Annotated in this window: 14 protein-coding genes and 1 pseudogene; 11 read left to right on the forward strand and 4 right to left on the reverse strand. The window is 41.8% G+C overall.

Annotation, left to right across the window (positions count from 1 at the left end):
* Positions 1 to 14: 14 nt before the first annotated feature.
* From Q0L00_RS11685 to Q0L00_RS11695, 3 genes are all read right to left on the reverse strand, one after another.
* Positions 15 to 1580 (reverse strand): SusD/RagB family nutrient-binding outer membrane lipoprotein, encoded by a 1566-nt coding sequence (locus tag Q0L00_RS11685; protein ID WP_297337060.1) that lies wholly within the window; start codon positions 1578 to 1580, stop codon positions 15 to 17.
* A 15-nt stretch (positions 1581 to 1595) separates the two neighbouring features.
* Positions 1596 to 4721, reverse strand: coding sequence for a SusC/RagA family TonB-linked outer membrane protein (locus Q0L00_RS11690; protein WP_297337061.1), 3126 nt, complete (start codon positions 4719 to 4721; stop codon positions 1596 to 1598).
* A 558-nt stretch (positions 4722 to 5279) separates the two neighbouring features.
* Complete coding sequence (locus Q0L00_RS11695) at positions 5280 to 7442, reverse strand: glutamine synthetase III (protein ID WP_297337062.1); 2163 nt, start codon at positions 7440 to 7442, stop codon at positions 5280 to 5282.
* Positions 7443 to 7676: 234 nt separating this feature from the next.
* Here Q0L00_RS11695 and mtaB point away from each other — a divergent pair, with 234 nt between their 5' ends.
* The gene (gene mtaB / locus Q0L00_RS11700) at positions 7677 to 9002 is read left to right on the forward strand and encodes a tRNA (N(6)-L-threonylcarbamoyladenosine(37)-C(2))-methylthiotransferase MtaB (protein ID WP_297337063.1); all 1326 of its coding nucleotides are present in this window, start codon (positions 7677 to 7679) and stop codon (positions 9000 to 9002) included.
* A gap of 363 nt (positions 9003 to 9365) precedes the next feature.
* On the opposite strand, the gene Q0L00_RS11705 is transcribed toward mtaB, so the two are convergent.
* Positions 9366 to 9599, reverse strand: coding sequence for a hypothetical protein (locus Q0L00_RS11705; protein WP_297337064.1), 234 nt, complete (start codon positions 9597 to 9599; stop codon positions 9366 to 9368).
* A gap of 393 nt (positions 9600 to 9992) precedes the next feature.
* Between Q0L00_RS11705 and Q0L00_RS11710 the strand changes: the two genes are divergently transcribed.
* From Q0L00_RS11710 to Q0L00_RS11750, 10 genes and pseudogenes are all read left to right on the forward strand, one after another.
* Positions 9993 to 12011, forward strand: coding sequence for an alpha-amylase family glycosyl hydrolase (locus Q0L00_RS11710; RefSeq protein ID WP_297337065.1), 2019 nt, complete (start codon positions 9993 to 9995; stop codon positions 12009 to 12011).
* 208 nt (positions 12012 to 12219) lie between these two features.
* The gene (locus tag Q0L00_RS11715) at positions 12220 to 13560 is read left to right on the forward strand and encodes an ATP-binding protein (protein ID WP_297337066.1); all 1341 of its coding nucleotides are present in this window, start codon (positions 12220 to 12222) and stop codon (positions 13558 to 13560) included.
* Positions 13561 to 14056: 496 nt separating this feature from the next.
* On the forward strand, positions 14057 to 14248 hold the full coding sequence (locus Q0L00_RS11720) for a hypothetical protein (RefSeq protein ID WP_297337067.1): 192 nt from the start codon (positions 14057 to 14059) through the stop codon (positions 14246 to 14248).
* Positions 14244 to 14288 (forward strand): annotated as a pseudogene (locus Q0L00_RS19700) (hypothetical protein); the annotation flags it as partial. The gene Q0L00_RS11720 and the pseudogene Q0L00_RS19700, both read left to right, overlap by 5 nt.
* Positions 14289 to 14437: 149 nt before the next feature.
* Positions 14438 to 14581 (forward strand): hypothetical protein, encoded by a 144-nt coding sequence (locus Q0L00_RS11725; protein ID WP_297337068.1) that lies wholly within the window; start codon positions 14438 to 14440, stop codon positions 14579 to 14581.
* Positions 14582 to 14653: 72 nt separating this feature from the next.
* On the forward strand, positions 14654 to 15757 hold the full coding sequence (locus tag Q0L00_RS11730; RefSeq protein ID WP_297337069.1) for a hypothetical protein: 1104 nt from the start codon (positions 14654 to 14656) through the stop codon (positions 15755 to 15757).
* Positions 15758 to 15768: 11 nt separating this feature from the next.
* Complete coding sequence (locus tag Q0L00_RS11735; protein WP_297337109.1) at positions 15769 to 16362, forward strand: IS4 family transposase; 594 nt, start codon at positions 15769 to 15771, stop codon at positions 16360 to 16362.
* Between the two features lie 348 nt (positions 16363 to 16710).
* Positions 16711 to 16992 carry a type II toxin-antitoxin system RelE/ParE family toxin gene (locus Q0L00_RS11740; protein ID WP_297337070.1) on the forward strand — a complete coding sequence of 94 codons (282 nt, stop codon included), beginning with the start codon at positions 16711 to 16713 and terminating at the stop codon, positions 16990 to 16992.
* Between the two features lie 2 nt (positions 16993 to 16994).
* On the forward strand, positions 16995 to 17294 hold the full coding sequence (locus Q0L00_RS11745) for a HigA family addiction module antitoxin (protein ID WP_297337071.1): 300 nt from the start codon (positions 16995 to 16997) through the stop codon (positions 17292 to 17294).
* Positions 17295 to 17471: 177 nt separating this feature from the next.
* Complete coding sequence (locus tag Q0L00_RS11750; RefSeq protein WP_297337072.1) at positions 17472 to 18101, forward strand: S8 family serine peptidase; 630 nt, start codon at positions 17472 to 17474, stop codon at positions 18099 to 18101.
* Positions 18102 to 18259: the final 158 nt, after the last annotated feature.

Here is an 18259-nt window from a genome sequence, read left to right on the forward strand (position 1 = left end):
AAATTAACGGAAAATTAATTTCCTCCGTCCCACCACATGCGGGTGGCAAAGCTGTCTCCTCCCATTCGGGAAACGGCAGCCTGGTAATTTTCCGGATTGGAACCGATCTCATTTTCCCAATATCGTAATCTTCTAGGAATGAAATTCCCTTCAAAGGCATTGGGATCTTGGGTAGGAGTCAATTCAGGATAACCTGTTCTTCTCCAGTTGGACCAAGCTTCGATGGCATTTAGGAAATTGGCTGCCCAATATTCTTCTCCGATTAATCGAAGTTTGTCCTCATTGGAGGCCGCATCAAATCCTCTTCCGGAAATGTAGGCTGCAGTCTCTTGGGCGTCTACGGTAAAGTCTTCATCGAAATATACCCAAGAATTGATCGCCGCGGCTACACCATTGGAGAAATGGGTTCCGGCATCCGAGCTAATCCATCCTTTCACGGCCGCTTCTGCTCTCATGAATTCCACCTCTGCATAGGAAATCAAATAATACGGATCATTCCAATCGAGGTATTTTAAATTGAGCATGGAGAAGTTTCGCTGAACGATGGAGAATCCATCCAAAGTACCTTCAGGAACGGCTTCGCCGATATTGGTAGATGTGTAGCCATTGGGCATTCCGATCTGTGCCTCAGGATCCGTAATCCAGGTAGCGGGTACTTCAGGATCGCCCACCCCTCCGGTTAGGATCATTTTACGCGGATCATCATTGGCATTCATCCAGTCCATCATCGTGGCAGAAATTTTACAATCTCTAGAATACTTGTAGGTGTTCCAGTAGCCGTCGTTCAATCCGTTTCGATTCACTCCTTGTGGTCCTGAATCATATTGGATAAAGGCAATGTCCTCATTGGAAGTAAAGGCGCCACTGTTGTTGGCTTCAGTAAACACCTGCTGAGCAGTGGTAGGATCTACCTCACTCATTCGCATGGCAATACGCATCAACAAGGCATTGGTGAATTTTCTCCATTTGCTGATATCTCCTCCATAAAGAAAATCCTGAGCTCCTAAGGAATTGGCTGATTCAGAAAAGCGATCTCTTGCCGCTCTTAGGTCCGCAATCATCGCAGTATAAATTTCCTCTTGACTATCGTAAGCCGGGAACCAATTCTCTTCCCCTTCTAGTCCTTTTCCCGCTTGGAAATAGGGAATATCCCCATAGATATCAGTCATTCGATGCAAGTCAAAAACACGAAGTACGGTTGCTGCGGCGTTGAGATTGGCTTGAGCAGGGTCGCCGTCGGTCCGGGTAATGACATGAGTCAACAGTCTTACCACGCCCGTGTAATGGGTCTCCATATAGGCTCCCGAATACTGGGCATTGTAGAAGTACTTATCCCCACTGAAGTATCCAGCGGTGGATGCGGTCTGCTGCACCATGGTTGAGGCATAGAGCATGGCAATTCTGGTATTCTCATATTCTCCACCTATCGCCAAAGTAGCTCTGGAGAAGAGGTAAGACATATCGATATCGGTGGCTGCGTTTTGGTCAATATTCAGGTCCAAAAGCTCTGACTCACTACAAGAGGCAAAAGTCAGCGAACCTGCCATTACCATTACTGCCAGTTTATTTGAAATTTTCATAGTTCTGTGTTTCAATTAAAAGTTGGCTGACAAATTAAATCCAAAGCTTCGGTTGGTAGGAAGACCAAAGTATTCCAATCCTTGCGAGTTGCCGTCCACTGCATAGGCAGATTCCGGATCCACATTCGGGATATTTGACCAAAGCAAGGCCAAGTTTCTACCTACAACGGATAGTGACAGGTTGTTAAATGGAGTTTTGGAGGTAATTGCACTTGGGAAAGTGTATCCGAACGAAAACTCTCTCAACTTGGCAAATGAGGCATCATAGACGATGTTTTCAGTCACCATCGCATAGCGCTGCCAATACTGATCGATCAAGTATTCAGCAGGATTGTTAGGATTTGCTGGAATGGTCCAGGTATTTGCTTCTCCATTTGCTGTCACTCCACTGACGGTAAGACTTCCATCTCTACCGATCAAAGTTTCTTCGTGCAAGCCATTATTGTAGGCAAAATAGTTGGTACCCGATACCATGTGTCCACCCTGACGGATGTCAATCAAGGCATACAAGCGGAACCCTTTCCAAGTTACCGTATTGCTCAAACCAGCAGAAATCGGATGTCTTCCTTCTGCGATGGTTTCAAAACCCTGCGTGGTTACCGGGAATCCATTTGCATCATAGACCGGTTGACCATCTACCTGCAAATGTTTGTATCCGGCAATCATTCCCAAAGGATACCCCACAATGTGTCGGATATTTTCCCGCATCAATCGAGATTGACCTAAGTTGATGAAATCAATCGGCTCGCCAGCAGCATTGGTTCCCAAGCTGAGCACTTCGGAAATGTTATTGGCAAAGTTGAAGGAAAGATCCCATCGTACCGCTCGGGCGATTGGGGTCACATTCAAAAGCATTTCAATCCCTCGGTTATTTAACTCTCCGATATTGACCGTAGTGGAACCAAAACCTGAAGTGGCTGAAATCCCGGTTGCCAAAATGTCGCTTCGGGTGGTTCGATTGTAATAGGCAATATCCAAACCTACGCGGTTGTCAAAGAATCTCAAATCCGCTCCGATTTCGTATTCGCTGGATCGGTAGGGTCCCAAATTTTCATTTGGAATGGAACCATTGTTGATTTGGCCCAAATTTGCGCCCAAGTGTCCCGCTCCAACTAACCCATAGGTCAGGTTAAGGGCATAAGGATTAGGTGCTCCACCTCCGGCTTCACCCCAAGATCCTCGGATTTTAGCAAAAGTAATGACATCAGGAAGAGTCACCATATCACTGATCACTGCACTCAATCCCAAGGAAGGGTAGAATAGTTTGCTATTCTCAGGGGACAAGGTTGAAAACTGATCCTGCCTTGCTGTGGCGTTCAAAAATATCATGTTTTTGTATCCCACATTGGCGGATCCAAAATAGGAATTGATTCCGTATTCCGAGAAGCCGTAGGTAATGGATGGGGCCCGCACATTATTTACTGAGCTGAAGAAAGGAACCACCAGGTCATTTCCTCCACCTCGAAGACTTTCGGCAGTTCTTCTCATTCGGTTACCACCGATGAATCCATCCACATCAAAGTCTCCGAAGGTCTTATTGAACCCAATGAATAAATCGGCATTGTCCTCACGGATGGTCCGCTCGGTCAAATTGTAATCTCCCAGTGGCTTGTATGCCGTACCATAAGGCTCTGAAGTTCGATCCACACGAGATTGGAAATCCAATCCGATTCTACCTTGCACATACAACCAATCGGTGATGTCATATTTTAAGGACATATTACCCAAGAATCGGTTGGTTTCATCCTCACGGAAGAACTGATAGGCTGCCCAATAGGGGTTGGTCTGGAATACATTGGACTGGTAGCGAAGCTCGGTTCCATCCTCGAGTGCTCCCGGCTTGTCGGTGGTTCCTCTCATCACATCCAACGGCAAGTTGCCTGGTCTGACCAGCATAGCAAAGTTGGCATTACCCGGTGAATCGGAAAGTCGAGGTCGGTTTTTAGCAAATTGATTCGAATATTGACCGGTGGCCGCTAAAGTGAATTTGCCATGCTTGCCATTGATATTGGCATTGACGACTCTTCGCTTGAATCCGGCATTGGGTACAATGTCCTTGTTATCCAAGTCAGAGAATGAAAAACGGTAATTCGCTTTTTCATTTCCCCCATCGAGTGCCACTGAGTTATTCCACGTATAGGAAGTCTCAAAGAAATCGGACAGCTGTTCCCCGGTAAAGGCATAGGGACGCTGCACCCCATCAAACTGAACAGAAGGAACGCCATCGTAAGCTGCTCCCCAGCCGTTATTTCCGGTATTCAGCGCTTCATCTTGGGTAGTAGGTCTTCTGCCGTCAATTCCCGGACCATATTGCCGCTGAAAATTGGTCTGATCCCAAACCCGGTCAAAGGTGATGTTGGAATTTACAGAAACCCCAATTCCTGTCCGCTGTGCCCCACTTTTGGTGGTAATCAAAATCACCCCGTTGGCAGCTCTTGCTCCATAGAGGGCAGCTGCGGCATTTCCTTTAAGTACGGAGATATTTTCGATATCATCGGGGTTGATGGAGCTCAATCCGTCTCCGGAGTCATTTCCACCCCACATCCCTGCATTACCCAGATTTCCGGATTCGATGGGAATCCCGTTCACCACATAAAGGGGCTGATCATTCCCGGTCAAGGAAGATCCACCACGGATAACCACTCGGGTTGACCCGGCAGCTCCTGTAGCGGGTGGCGTCACATTCACCCCGGCTACTTTACCCGAAAGGGCATTACCGAAGTTGATCGCACGGGATTCGGTGAATTTATCACCGCCCACCTGGGTAACTGAGTAGCCCAAAGATTTTTGATCCCGCTCCATACCAAAGGCAGTAACCACTACCTCGCTCAGGTCAGAGATATCTTCGCCCATGGCTACATCGATGATCGACTGATTGCCGACCACAATTTCTTGGGCTTCAAAACCAATAAATGAAAATACCAAGACCGAATTGGTCGTGGCGTTAATGGAATACTTACCGTCCACATCTGTGGTCGTACCGGTCTGGGTGGTTTTGTCCAGAACTGTTACTCCGGGAAGGGGTAAGCCATCTCCGGAGCTAGTGACTGTACCTGTCACTACGCGATTTTGAGAGAAAGCTTCGAAACTCACGAGTAGAATCAGCGCTAACCCCCATAAGAAAGATAGAATTTTTCTCATAGTTGGAAATAAATGGTTTGAATTAAGTTGAATTGGAAATCCGGGAAAACCCGGTTAGGGTATGTTAAAACTGGGCACTTTCTTTTTGCATGAAATTTGGTTTAATGAACAAAACTTAGTCTTTATATCCGGTAAACAACTGATCAGCCTCCCCTTAATTTGGCGATCAGACCAATGGCATTATTCTATTCGGGTAAAGCTAAAGATTTCAAAAATCTTTCAAAAACAATTCTATGATTTTTTTATACAAAAAACTGATTCTTTTTTAATTTTTTTTTAAAAGTTACAAAACTAGTATCTTATTTTTTTACTTAACTCGAATTCTTCATGAACATTTTTGACCCCAAGGCCTAATTTAATTCAAAAAAACTCAAGTCTTTACGGGACTTTAACCATTTTTATTCATGTTTATTTTAAAAAAACAAAATTATTTCCTGAAAAGAGTAAAAATTGGATCTATTACTTTTAAATAATTTTGAATCCTTTAAAAAGGGTTTTTCGCCACTTAAAAAAAAACCGCTCCTTTTTTGAGGAGCGGCTTGGTATCAATTGGCTTGCTTATCGAATGAAGAGCATTTCACGGTATTTGACCAGTGGCCAAAGTTCATCGTCCACGAGTAACTCCAGCTTATCGACCGCATATCGGATTTTATCAAAGAAGGCTTCTTTGACCTCTGTTTGATATCCTTTTGCACGCTTGATGATGTCTTCCTCTTTATTGAGTTGACGACGCGCGTCGATCATGGCGGTCACGTTGGACTTCACCGCTTCTATATGACGGGACACATCCTTGATCGTTTCAATTGCGGCGGAATTATCCAATCCCAGACCTTTTAAGCCATTGGCATTTTCGATCAACTTGTTTTGGTAAGAAATTGCCGTAGGGATGATATGGTTGAGAGCCAAATCCCCCATTACCCGGCTTTCGATCTGTACTTTTTTAATGAAGTCCTCCAACATGATTTCGTGTCTTGCAGTGACTTCCAAGGGATTCATCACATGATGTCGCTCGAATAGCGCTTGCACCTCTTTTTTCTCGTACACATCGAGTGCTTCAGGAGTAGACTTCAAGTTGGCTAAGCCACGCTTCTGTGCTTCTTTTTCCCACTCTTCGGAGTAACCGTCACCCTCAAATCGGACTTTTTTAGACTCCTTAATGTATTTTCTAAGCACATTGACAATCGCAATTTTCTTTTCTTTGCCACCGTTCATCTCCTTTTCGATGTCCTTGGTCAATTGCTTCAGTGTTTCAGCAACGATGACATTAAGCACGGTCATCGGACCAGCCACATTGGCATGGGAACCGACAGCGCGGAACTCAAACTTATTTCCGGTGAAGGCAAATGGAGAGGTTCTGTTTCGATCGGTATTATCCAAGATGATTTCTGGGATTTTAGAAATTCCCAGCTTCATGTACATGTTATCCCCTTTCTCGATTTTGATGTTGCCGTTTTTCTCCAACTCATCCAATACCTCAGTTAAGGTAGCACCAAGGAAAACCGAAATAATGGCTGGCGGAGCCTCATTGGCACCCAATCGAAAATCATTTCCTGCTGAAGCAATGCTGGCTCGCAACAATCCTGCATGATCGTACACGGCTTTAACGGTAGCCACCAGGAAGGTTAAAAACTGCAGGTTTTCCCGGGCGGAATTACTAGGCTGAAATAAATTCACTCCGGTATCTGTGATCAAGGACCAGTTGTTGTGCTTTCCTGATCCGTTTACTCCTGCAAAAGGCTTTTCGTGGAACAACACCTTCAAATCATGCTTCTCAGCAACCTTATCCATCACATCCATCAATAATTGATTGTGATCGGTTGCCTTGTTGATTTCTTCGTAAATCGGCGCAACTTCGAATTGTCCGGGAGCTACCTCATTGTGACGGGTGGCTACTGGAATACCCAATTTGAGGGCTTCGATTTCGAAATCCATCATGAAGTTTTTTACCCGGGTAGGAATGGATCCAAAATAATGATCCTCCAACTGCTGTCCTCGTGCCGGATTATGTCCAAATACGGATCTTCCTGCCATGACTAAATCGGGTCGGGCGGAAAACAAAGCCTTATCGATCACAAAATATTCCTGCTCTACGCCAAGTGAAGCCGAAACTTTACGCACATTGCGGTCAAAAAGCTGACAGATCGGCAAAGCCGCTTCATTGATCGCTTCCATGGACTTTAACAAAGGTGTCTTGTAGTCAAGCGCCTCTCCGGTGAATGACACAAAGATCGTTGGAATACAAAGGGTTTTTTCAAATATGAAAATGGGGGAAGAAGGATCCCAGGCAGTGTATCCTCTGGCCTCAAAAGTAGATCGAATGCCTCCATTGGGAAAAGAAGAAGCATCCGGCTCCTGCTGAACCAATGCAGAACCTTTGAATTTTTCCAAGCCTGCATGCGCATCAAAAAAGGAATCATGCTTTTCGGCAGTGGATCCGGTTAAAGGTTGAAACCAGTGTGTGTAGTGCGTAACACCTTTGGATAAAGCCCAAGTCTTTACAGCGGATGCTACTTCTTCTGCAGTGGCGGTATCGATTTTGGTTCCCTTATCGATAGCCTCCATGATTTTTTTGTACACCGAGGGTGCCAAAGACTGCTTCATCTGATCACCGCCAAAAACGTTGACCCCGAAGAAGTCTGAAATTTTAGGAGAAGGAGGAGTCACCTGAACTCGCTGTCTTGCCTGTACCATGGACAGGGCTTGTTGTCTTAGTGTTGCCATTTCTACAATATGTGGTTTAATATTACCCCAGCAAAAATAGAAAAATACTTGTAAATTTTGCTTTCTGGATTTTTTTTGAGCCTATTTTTTCGAAAAATTACACTTTTTCTAAAAAATTATGGTGAAAATTCACCCAAATGATGAAAAAACATGCGATTTGAGGTCGAAAATTGGAAAATTGAAAACAAGTAGAGATTGCTTACCTTTGTGTCCTTGTAATCAAGAGGAAATTAAGTGAAAAAAGTAGCCTTTTATACCCTGGGATGTAAGTTGAATTTCTCCGAGACGTCCACGATCAGTCGCCAATTCGAAGATCGCGGCTTTCAGAAAGTGGATTTTCAGGAAAATCCCGACATTTTCATCATCAACACCTGCTCGGTCACCGAAAATGCGGACAAAAAATGTAAGAAAATCGTCAAAGAGGCTAAAAAAATATCCCCTAATTCTTATGTGGCCATCATTGGCTGCTATGCCCAGTTAAAACCCCGTGAAATTTCAGAAATCAAAGGCGTAGATGCGGTATTGGGTGCTGCGGAGAAATTTAGACTCCATGAGCTGTTGGGTGATTTTGCCAAAGAGCAGGAAGCCAAAGTGCTGGCCAGTGAAATCACCGAAGCCAAGACCTTTACGAATGCCTATTCGATCCATGATCGCACCCGTACGTTTTTAAAAGTCCAAGATGGGTGCAATTATGGCTGTGCGTTCTGTACGATTCCTTTAGCCCGGGGAAAAAGCCGGAGTAATACCATCGCCTCGGTTTTGGAGTCCGCCTGGGAAATTGCGCAAACTGAGGTCAAAGAGGTCGTGCTTACCGGAGTGAACATCGGTGATTTTGGAATCGTGGACGGAAAGCGCCAAGAACGCTTTGCTGATTTGGTGTTTGCTCTCGATGAAGTGGATGGAATCGATCGATTTCGGATCTCTTCCATCGAGCCCAATCTGTTAACCAACGAAATCATTGCCTTTGCTGCTACTTCCAAGCGCTTTGTACCGCATTTTCATGTACCCCTTCAGTCGGGTTCAAACACTATTCTTCGAAAAATGGGTCGGCGCTACTTGCGGGAACTTTACGTAGACCGAGTCAGCAAAATCAAAACCCTGATGCCGCAGGCCTGTATCGGAGTCGATGTGATTGTGGGATTTCCGGGAGAAACCGATGAATTGTTTTTAGAAACCTACCATTTCCTCAATGAATTGGACATCTCCTACCTCCACGTGTTCACCTACTCAGAGCGTGCCAATACCCGTGCCGCTGAAATGGAAGAAGTGGTCCCGATGAAAACCCGTAATGAGCGTTCCAAAATGCTTCGAATCCTTTCCGAGAAAAAGCGCCGCCAGTTTTACGAACAAAACTTGGGTAAAACCTTTACTGTGCTTTTTGAAGAGGATGTGGTCGATGGAAAAATGCACGGCTTTACCGAAAACTACATCCGTGTGGCCGCCAAATACGACCCTATGCTGATCAATGAAACTAAGTTGGTTACCTTGGATAGCATCAATGAAGCTGGAAATGTGGAAGTGTTGGAGCCGGAGATGGTTTTTGAAAGGCATGAATTTTAGGACCAATTAGCCGAATTTCCAGCAGTGGGGAATATACCTAAAACTACAACTCTCCTTTCTTCTGGGACAAAAGGAATGGAAACTGGGAATTTGGTGAAGAAAGCAAATCTAAACCTCTTAGAATGAACTTGGTATGAATGGGGAGAAATTTTAACTTGATTTTTCTTGCTAAAAGCATCCTCCACAAATTTATCCCCAAGCCCAAGCATTTTACCTTCCTACCAGGCTAAAATCTCCTTCAGGTCAATTTCAGCCTCAGGCATAAGTAAAACCTGATCGTTCATTTAACTTACATTTTCAAACCCGCTTTTACTTCATCTGTTTATAATTTGTTTTTTATCGGTCAGATGGAATCTCGCAAATCTAATCATCCCGGTGTGTGACGGGTACTTCATGCTCGATTTCATCCAATAATTTTCCTTCGTTCGGATTCTTGATAGGACGCTCCGATCGAATTTCTAGTTTTTCCAATTGCTCCCTGGCAAGATCGTTCAGCTGATCTTTGGGCAACAAAATCGAATAGGCGAGTTTCAAGAGCTCCTTATCTGCACCATCTATCAATTGGTGCAATTCTTTTTGAATTACTGCCTTATCCATACACGATTACTACTACCAAAATTCTCGTAAATTCTAGCATACATATTTTTTTTAAAATGCTTAGATTGCTTCGAACTCGATTCGAAGGTCAAGTCCCCTATTTTTACCTAGTTTTGGCTGAACCAGATGCCAATGGATCATACTAGATTCGATTTCGCTCCGAGCCCATTCGTCTTGTTTTAGTGCAGGGAGAGGAAAATGCAGCTCTGCCGTATTTTACTTTCCCTGCATTACAAAGTTTAAACTCAGAGGCAGAGCGAAGCCGAGGCCTAATCATTCTACTTTAAGCAATTTCTAAGATTTTCTAATTGTAAAAAGGGATGAAACTTTTTCCTCATACTTCCAATCCTAGTATTTTTTCCTAATTTCAACTCAATCAAATTTTGACTTTTTGTGAGCAAAACCTCCTTAGCATTAATCAGTGATGAGCCTTGGCTGAACGATTTTGCCCCGGCTATCCAAAAGCGTTTAAAAGACTATCAAACGGCCCTTTATCAGATCAATGAATCTCTGGGCAGTATTTTGGAATTCGCCAATTTCCATGATTATTATGGGGTGCACTTTGAACCGGTCCGGAAGGGTTGGATTTATCGGGAATGGGCCCCGGCAGCTCAGCAACTTTTTTTAACGGGGGACTTCAACTGGTGGGATAGGGAATCCCACCCCTTGCGAAAAAATCATCGAGGCGACTGGGAGATTTTTCTTCCCTATGCACAGTATAAAGACACCTTCACCCATCAAAGCCGCATCAAAGTTCGGGTGATCGATGCACAAGGCCGGGATCTGGATCGGATTCCCGCTTATATCCGACGGGTGGTTCAGGACGAAAAAACCCATGATTTCACCGGCCAGCTTTGGTTTCCTCAAGAAAAATTCACTTGGACTGATCGGTATTTTTCACTGGAAGCAATCGCTCAAATGCCCCTGATCTACGAATGTCATGTGGGTATGGCTCAGGAAAAACTGGGAGTTGGAACCTATCGGGAATTCGAGGAACTCATTCTCCCTCGGATCAAAAAAGGAGGATACAATGCCATCCAACTGATGGCGGTCATGGAACATCCCTATTACGGATCCTTTGGTTACCATGTATCTAATTTCTTTGCCCCTTCTTCCCGCTTTGGTACTCCTGAGGAACTCAAATCCTTGATCAATACTGCCCACCAAATGGGTATTGCCGTAATTATGGACATCGTTCACTCTCATGCAGTCAAAAATGTTAATGAAGGGCTAAATGAATTTGATGGAACGGATCATCAGTACTTCCACCCTGGAGATCGTGGCTATCATGAAGGATGGGATTCCAAACTCTTTGATTATGGCAAATGGGAAGTACAGCAGTTTTTGCTCTCCAATATCCGCTATTGGCTGGAAGAATTTCATTTCGACGGCTTTCGCTTTGATGGGGCCACCTCCATGCTCTACCATCATCATGGCCATGTGTCTTTCGATTCGGCAGACAAATACTTCGATGAAGGCGTAGATGAAGCAGCCCTCCGTTATTTCCAACTGGCCAATACGCTGATTCATCAATTGAAGCCTCATGCGATTTCCATCGCTGAAGAAGTCAGCGGGATGCCGGGACTCTGCCGAAATATCGAGGACGGAGGGATCGGTTTTGATTTCCGACTGGCTATGGGAATACCGGACTTCTGGATCAAAACACTCAAACACAAAACCGATGAACAGTGGGATCTTTTTGAGCTTTGGCATGAACTGAGCAATCGCCCCAAGAAAGAAAAATCCATCGCCTATGCCGAAAGTCATGATCAGGCTCTAGTTGGCGACAAATCCTTAGCCTTCTGGCTGATGGATAAGGAAATGTATACCTCCATGTCTGTGCTTGAACAAAATCTGGTCGTGGATAGAGGCATTGCCTTACACAAAATGATCCGCATGATTACGCTTTCGCTTGGCGGAGAAGGGTATTTGAATTTTATCGGAAATGAATTTGGTCATCCTGAATGGGTGGATTTTCCACGTGAGGGGAATAATTGGAGCTATCAGTATGCAAGACGGCAATGGTCACTCGTGGATGCTGAACATTTGCGGTATAGCCAACTCAATGCCTGGGATCAGGCGATGATCGAGCTGGTCAGCAAGCATCAAGTCTTGAAAGCTCCTCACGGAGAGCAGCTCTATCTGGAGCCGGATAAGAAAATTTTGGCCTATGAACGAGGCGGTTTAGTTTTTGTCTACTCATTCCATCCTACTGAGTCATATTTTGGTTTTCCGATCCGGATGCCGGAATCGGGCAGCTACCAGATTTTGCTTCATTCCGATCAAAAAAAGTTTGGTGGGTTTGAACGCTTGGACCCTACTGTAAATTATCAAACAGATCAGGATCATACTGTAGCCCTCTACCTCCCCAATCGTGTAGTGATGGTGATGAAAAAAGGGAATAAAAAGTAAGGGAAGGGTGTTTAGCTCTAGCGTATTATTCTTGATTTCTGTTGAAGCGATAAATAGGCAAATTAAATTTAGGCTGATTTATGGAAATACAGAATCAAAAAAATAGACTAAACGTGAATAACTCACGCCTATATTCTTTTATTTAAGATATTTTCTTGAAATTTGAAATTTTAGGCTTATATTAGCGTGAATTTTACACGGAAAAATTATGTTAATTAGATTTATAGTCAAAAATTTATATTCCTTTAGAGACGAAACTGAGTTCAACCTTTTTCCGAATAAATCTCAAGGGCTTCAACATCATAAAGTCAGAATTGGCAATTTTGATTTTTTAAGATATAGTGCCATATACGGTGCAAATGGTTCTGGAAAATCGAACCTGATCAAAGCGATTTCATTTTTAGAGACCTTAGTTGAACAAGGTAAACTTCCATCAGAGACTGAAGATATTAAGTTTAAACTGAATGAAGACAATTTAAATACACCCATATCTCTAGGCATTGAATTTATTGCTAATGATGTACCTTTTTTCTATACAATTACCTTTAACGAAGGTATAATTCTTTATGAAAGTTTAGCTTTTAGCAATAAGAGTGATGATATTTTGATTTTTGAAAGAAGTTTTGAAAATGAAACCCAAGAGATAACATTTTACAAAGAGTATTATAAAACTGACAAAGAAAAATTATTTGTAGAAGTACTTTCTGAAAAATTAATCCAACGCAATGAACTACTTATTACATTTTTAAGCAAAAAATATCCTGATGATTTTAAATCAACCCATTCTGCATTTAGATGGTTTGATGAAACTCTAGTCATCATCAAACCCGATGCAAAACCAGGTGGAATTGCTCATATTTTAGACAAAGACCCAACAATTAAAGAATTTGCTAATAAATTCATTCCAAGTTTAAATACTGGAATAACTAAAATTGATATTGACACAAAGAAATTTGAAGAATTTTTTGGTGAAAGTGGTGATGCAAAACTTAAAAGAAAAATTATAGAAGACTTAAAAAATGAACCAAATAAACTATCACTATTAACAGATAGCGAAACCGGTGAAGAGGTCACGTTAGTTTACGAAAATAACGAGGTTCTTGCAAAAAGACTTATTACTAAACACCAGAATGCACTGGGTGAAAGCACAGATTTTAATATAGGTCAAGAATCTGATGGCACTCGAAGACTAATTGATTATATTCCAGCCTTTCAAGGTATTATTAACGACAATAAAGTATTTGTTATTGATGAAATTGAAAGAAGTATTCATCCAATGACAATTAAAGAGATCATGACAAAATTGGCCTTAGACGAATCTGTTAAAGGGCAACTTATTTTCTCAACACATGAATCAAACTTATTAGATCAAAGTATATTTAGAGCAGATGAGATTTGGTTTGCTCAGAAAGATCTTGATGGTTCAAGCAAACTATATTCCTTAAGCGACTTCAAAATTCATAATACTATAAATATCGAAAACGGATATTTAAAGGGTCGATTTGGAGGTATTCCTTTCTTAGGCAACTTAAAAGATTTGAATTGGTAAATGAAATATTTAAGCCGGAATAAAATTTATGAGAAGGTTGATCCATTCAAGAACGCAAAGAAAATTTACATTTTTTGCGAAGGGGATAGAGAAGTTAATTATTTAAAGTTTTTTCAAGGATTTGCTTCAAATATTGACATCATTCCCATTCCAAATGAAAATGGTAAATCTGATCCTACTAAACTTAAAGCATAGGCAGAAAAATGTCTTAAAAGCAATTCTATTTCTTTATCAAAAGAGTTATCCGATGAAATATGGTTTGTTATTGATACTGATAGGTGGAATGAAGGAAATAAAATTGATGAGTTAAGAAACTACGTAAAAGACAAGCAAGTTACTTAGGATGGATGGTTTGTTGCACAAAGTAACCCGTCATTTGAAATTTGGCTTTACTACCATTTCTTCTCGGAAAAACCAGATGATTCTGAAGTAAAAGATGCAAAAAGTTTTAAAGATTTTGTTTCAATAAAAATCAAGGGTGGATTTGACAATCTCTATGCCCTTAGAAATTCAAAAAGTAGCCTTAAATGCCGAAAATAAATTTGAAAGCGAAAATGGACAACCAAACTTATATTCGACAGAAGTTTTCAAGCTAGCAAAACAAATTATAAAGTTCACAAAAAAACAATTAGATCAATGCTTGACTGACCTGAAACGGCTTTCAAAAGAAAACACAAAAGACACCTAAAAAAGAAATAGAAGTGGCCCTTAAACGAAAAGCAGCATAGGAAGGGGAAATAAAAAACTTGATGACGCAAGAAGGGTTCAAAGAAAAAACTTCGGCAAACGTGGAACAAAAAGGCGTGACGAACTTGAATCAGGAAATGAAGCAATTAAAATAGGTGCTTGGATTCATGACACACGCATAGCATTGGGAATGACTCAGGAACCACTTGCAGAAAGAGTAGGGACTACCAAGTCCTTTATTTCAAAAATTAAATACATGCTGAAAAAGCCCGAATTTCGACACTTCAAAAAATTAGTGAACTTGGTTTTGGAGGCCAACTTAAAGCCAAGGTAAAACGCTAACAAACGAATTAACCGAATTAAGAAGAAAAAATAACAACACCCCTTAGGATACACCATTCTTTCCATGAGCGCTTTTCAAGTCTTCCTTTTATTTTTTATCCCCTCGGTTGCTAGTAGTCAACAAGTAAGCTACAATTTCCAGCCTGATTCCAGCTCCTTGGAAACTCTGGAAGTGATGCAACTTTTTGAAAATTACCTAGCATCCAATCCTCAACATCAAGAAAAGAATGCCTACTGGAATACCGAAGAACAGCAGAACTTCAAGAACTATGACTTTTTAGCAAGTGAATTTCAGCCCTCACTCTACATGGGATTCCCGGTTCATGTTTTGAGTATCAAAACCCATGAGGATATTTATGAAATCAAGGCTCAATTTTCCTATAGCCAAGAAGACGGAAGTCCCTATGTCCTTGCCATTGTCAATTACATGGCCCAAAAAGAAAATGGTGTCTATAAATTAGTTAATGCCCTGTCCATCAACCGGCAGAAATGGAGGTGCACCACGGTGGGTTGGGTAGACTTTTATTATCCACCCTCCCATTCCTTTAATCAAAAAAAGGCTGAAAAGCTCAATGATTTTATTGATCAGATTTGCAGTAATTTCGGGATAGAGCCTACCCCATTTGAGTATTATTTGGCTGATGATTTCGATGAAATCCAACGTTTAAAAGGACTGGATTATTACTTGGGAATGGGTGGATCTTCCAAGCCCCGAGGCAAAGCAGGAGAACACAAAGTCTATTGTGGGGGGATGGGGGAATACTATCCCCATGAAGTTTTTCACGTATTGATCGACAAGCATTTTCCCAACAAACACGTGTGGGCTTCCGAAGGCATTGCCACACTTTTAGGGGGCAGTCGAGGGAAAAGTTTGGATTGGCACCTTAAAAAAACCAAGTCCTATTTACAAAAGCATCCCGAACTCAATTTGAATGAAATGCTGACTTTGACCAATTTGGATAGCGAAACCGCTTTTCATTACGTTTTGGGCGGATTGATCGCCAGAAAATTTATTGAAAAAGGGGGATGGAATTTGCTCACCGAACTGATGCGGAGTGGAAAAAATGATCAAGACTATTACCGTTCCATCGAACAGCACCTTGGAATCAACCAAATGGAGTTAAATGAATTTTTGAGGAAGGAATTGGAGCAAGTAAGCGAGTACTAAAAAAATGGCCTATACGCTTTCCCTTACTCAATGTTTGGGACAGCAACGGTGTGTTTTTTGTTATTCGGCACAAAGACAACCTGGCATTCCATACCGTTAAAGAGCGGGAACTGCCTGAAGACAAAGCCCAACATGTACTTATAGACGAAGAGATCGAACTGTCCAACCCCCAATCCAAGGCCAAGTATCCGGGAAAGCTCAGAAGGGTAGCTGTATGGGATGAGGAAAACAAGCAGACCATAGAGTTGATCACCAACAACTTCACTTGGGCTGCACAGACCATAGGGGATCTTTACAAGTCCAGGTGGGAGATCGAAGTGTTTTTCCGAGACATCAAACAGTTGTTGCACATCAAAACATTTATCGGAACCTCAAAAAATGCGGGAATGATCCAAATTTGGACTGCATTGATCACCATCCTATTGTTGAAAGTCATGAAAGCCACCGCAAAATTCGGATGGCATCTATCCAATCTTGTCGCCTTTATCCGATTGAACATATTCGTCAAAATTGAACTACAAAAATGGCTTGACAGGCCCTTTGAGGACCACGATAAACCACCGCAGAAAAGCTCACAGGGGGATCTATTTCCAGATTACTCTTAAAATATCCCTTGAATTGTAAAAAATAGGTAAATTGATCCTCATCAAAAATTAGTTAGGACAGCATGGATATGAGGTTAAGATTGAATTAAAAAGTTACCTCTTTCTGGCTGCTCTTGAAACCACCTCAGGTTTAGTGCAACAGCACCTAAGTAAACATGGGGCGGACAGCGGTTTACGCAAGGTTCGTTCTTCATGGTTAACTTTGTCACGGTCGGACGGCTAAGGACTTCGAAAGTCCCACGTTTCTTAGCGGCAATACGTTAGGCCACATCGAAAAAAAGAACTCATATGGAATCAGAAATTCAAACTTTATACTCATCTTTAGCGTTAGTAACGCAATAAGTAAGTATGATAATTTCATTTGGGTCAAAGCAAACTGAGAAAGTATGGAAAGGCGAAAGAGTGCCGAAATGGCCAATTGAGATTCAGAAAATAGGTAGGCGTAAACTTAGAATGCTGAACAATTCACAGAATATTGCAGATCTCAGAATTCCACCATCCAATAGGCTGGAAAAACTTTCTGGAAATCTTAGTAAATTTTATAGCATCAGAATTAACGACCAATGGAGAATCATCTTTCAGTGGGAAAATGGACAAGCATCAGAAGTAGAAATCATTGATTATCATTAGTTATGGAACATTTACCGAACATACATCCAGGGGAAGTGCTACAGGAAGAGTTTCTCATTCCACTAAATATTTCCGCATACAGATTATCTAAAGATATAGGTATACCACAAACTAGAATTAGTGAGATTATCAAAGGGCGCAGAAGAATTACCGCTGATACTGCTTTGAGATTGAGCTACTACTTTGGAATGAGTGCTAAATTCTGGTTGGGATTACAAGATGATTTTGATCTAGAAGAAGAAACAAAAGCAAAGAAAGTAGAACTGGAAAGCATTAAGAAATATGAAAATGACGCGGCATAACAGACCATAAGCGCAAAGCTACGTCTGCGCCTAGGGTAATCGTTGGCAATTAAAACATGAGAAACTACTTATTAATATTTTTTCATAGTCATTGGTTTTTCAAGCTGTGAAATAGCTAATAACTATACTGAACAAAGCGTTTATCAATTTCAATATCGTAGGCCAGTTGGACTCGTTATGAGTCATTTTCTTGATAGCCTATCCCTAACAGGTAAAGGAGTTAAAATTGGGGTAATTGATGCAGGTTTTGGTGGTATTGATTCTAATGACTTTACCAAAAATCTCAAGGTTCAAGATTATAAAGACTTTGTCGACAATGATACAACTGACTTTTTTGATGACACCGAACATGACCATGGAACTGTTGTGACATCGAGCATTGGCGGCAAAAAGGGAAATTATGTACATGGATTGGCGTTTAATGCTGAATTTTTCCTCGCAAAAACTGAAGATGTATCTTCAGAATTATCTGATGAAGAGAAAAGATTAATAGATGCGGTAGATTGGTTAATTTCTAAGCATGTAGATGTGATCAATATTTCAATAGCTTACACCAAATTTGATGATGTCGACTATTATACTCGAAAGGATTTGGATGGAAAAACAGCATTAAGCTCGAAACATATTGATAGCGTGTTGCAGGCAAATCCTGAATTAATTATTACGGTAAGCGCAGGAAATAAAGGAAACAAAGAGTGGTCTAATATTATGGTGCCAGGTGACCTTCGGTCTCAGACTGGCCTTGACTTTACAACTGTACCCAATGGATATCTCCGCCACTGTACTCAAATCGATTTTTTCTTTTAACGCTTCCATAATTGCTCTTTGGTTTTGTGAAACATGAATTATGGAATGAACCCTGTACGTCGCTGAGTAAGGCCAAGAGGAAAAGGAATAAAAAATGAGCCTGTGGCGAATGGCTTTATGCCGGAAGCTCTTGGCCGCTCCGAAAGCGACGGACGAAC

This window comes from Algoriphagus sp. (assembly GCF_024305035.1).
In the GTDB taxonomy this organism is placed as follows: domain Bacteria; phylum Bacteroidota; class Bacteroidia; order Cytophagales; family Cyclobacteriaceae; genus Algoriphagus.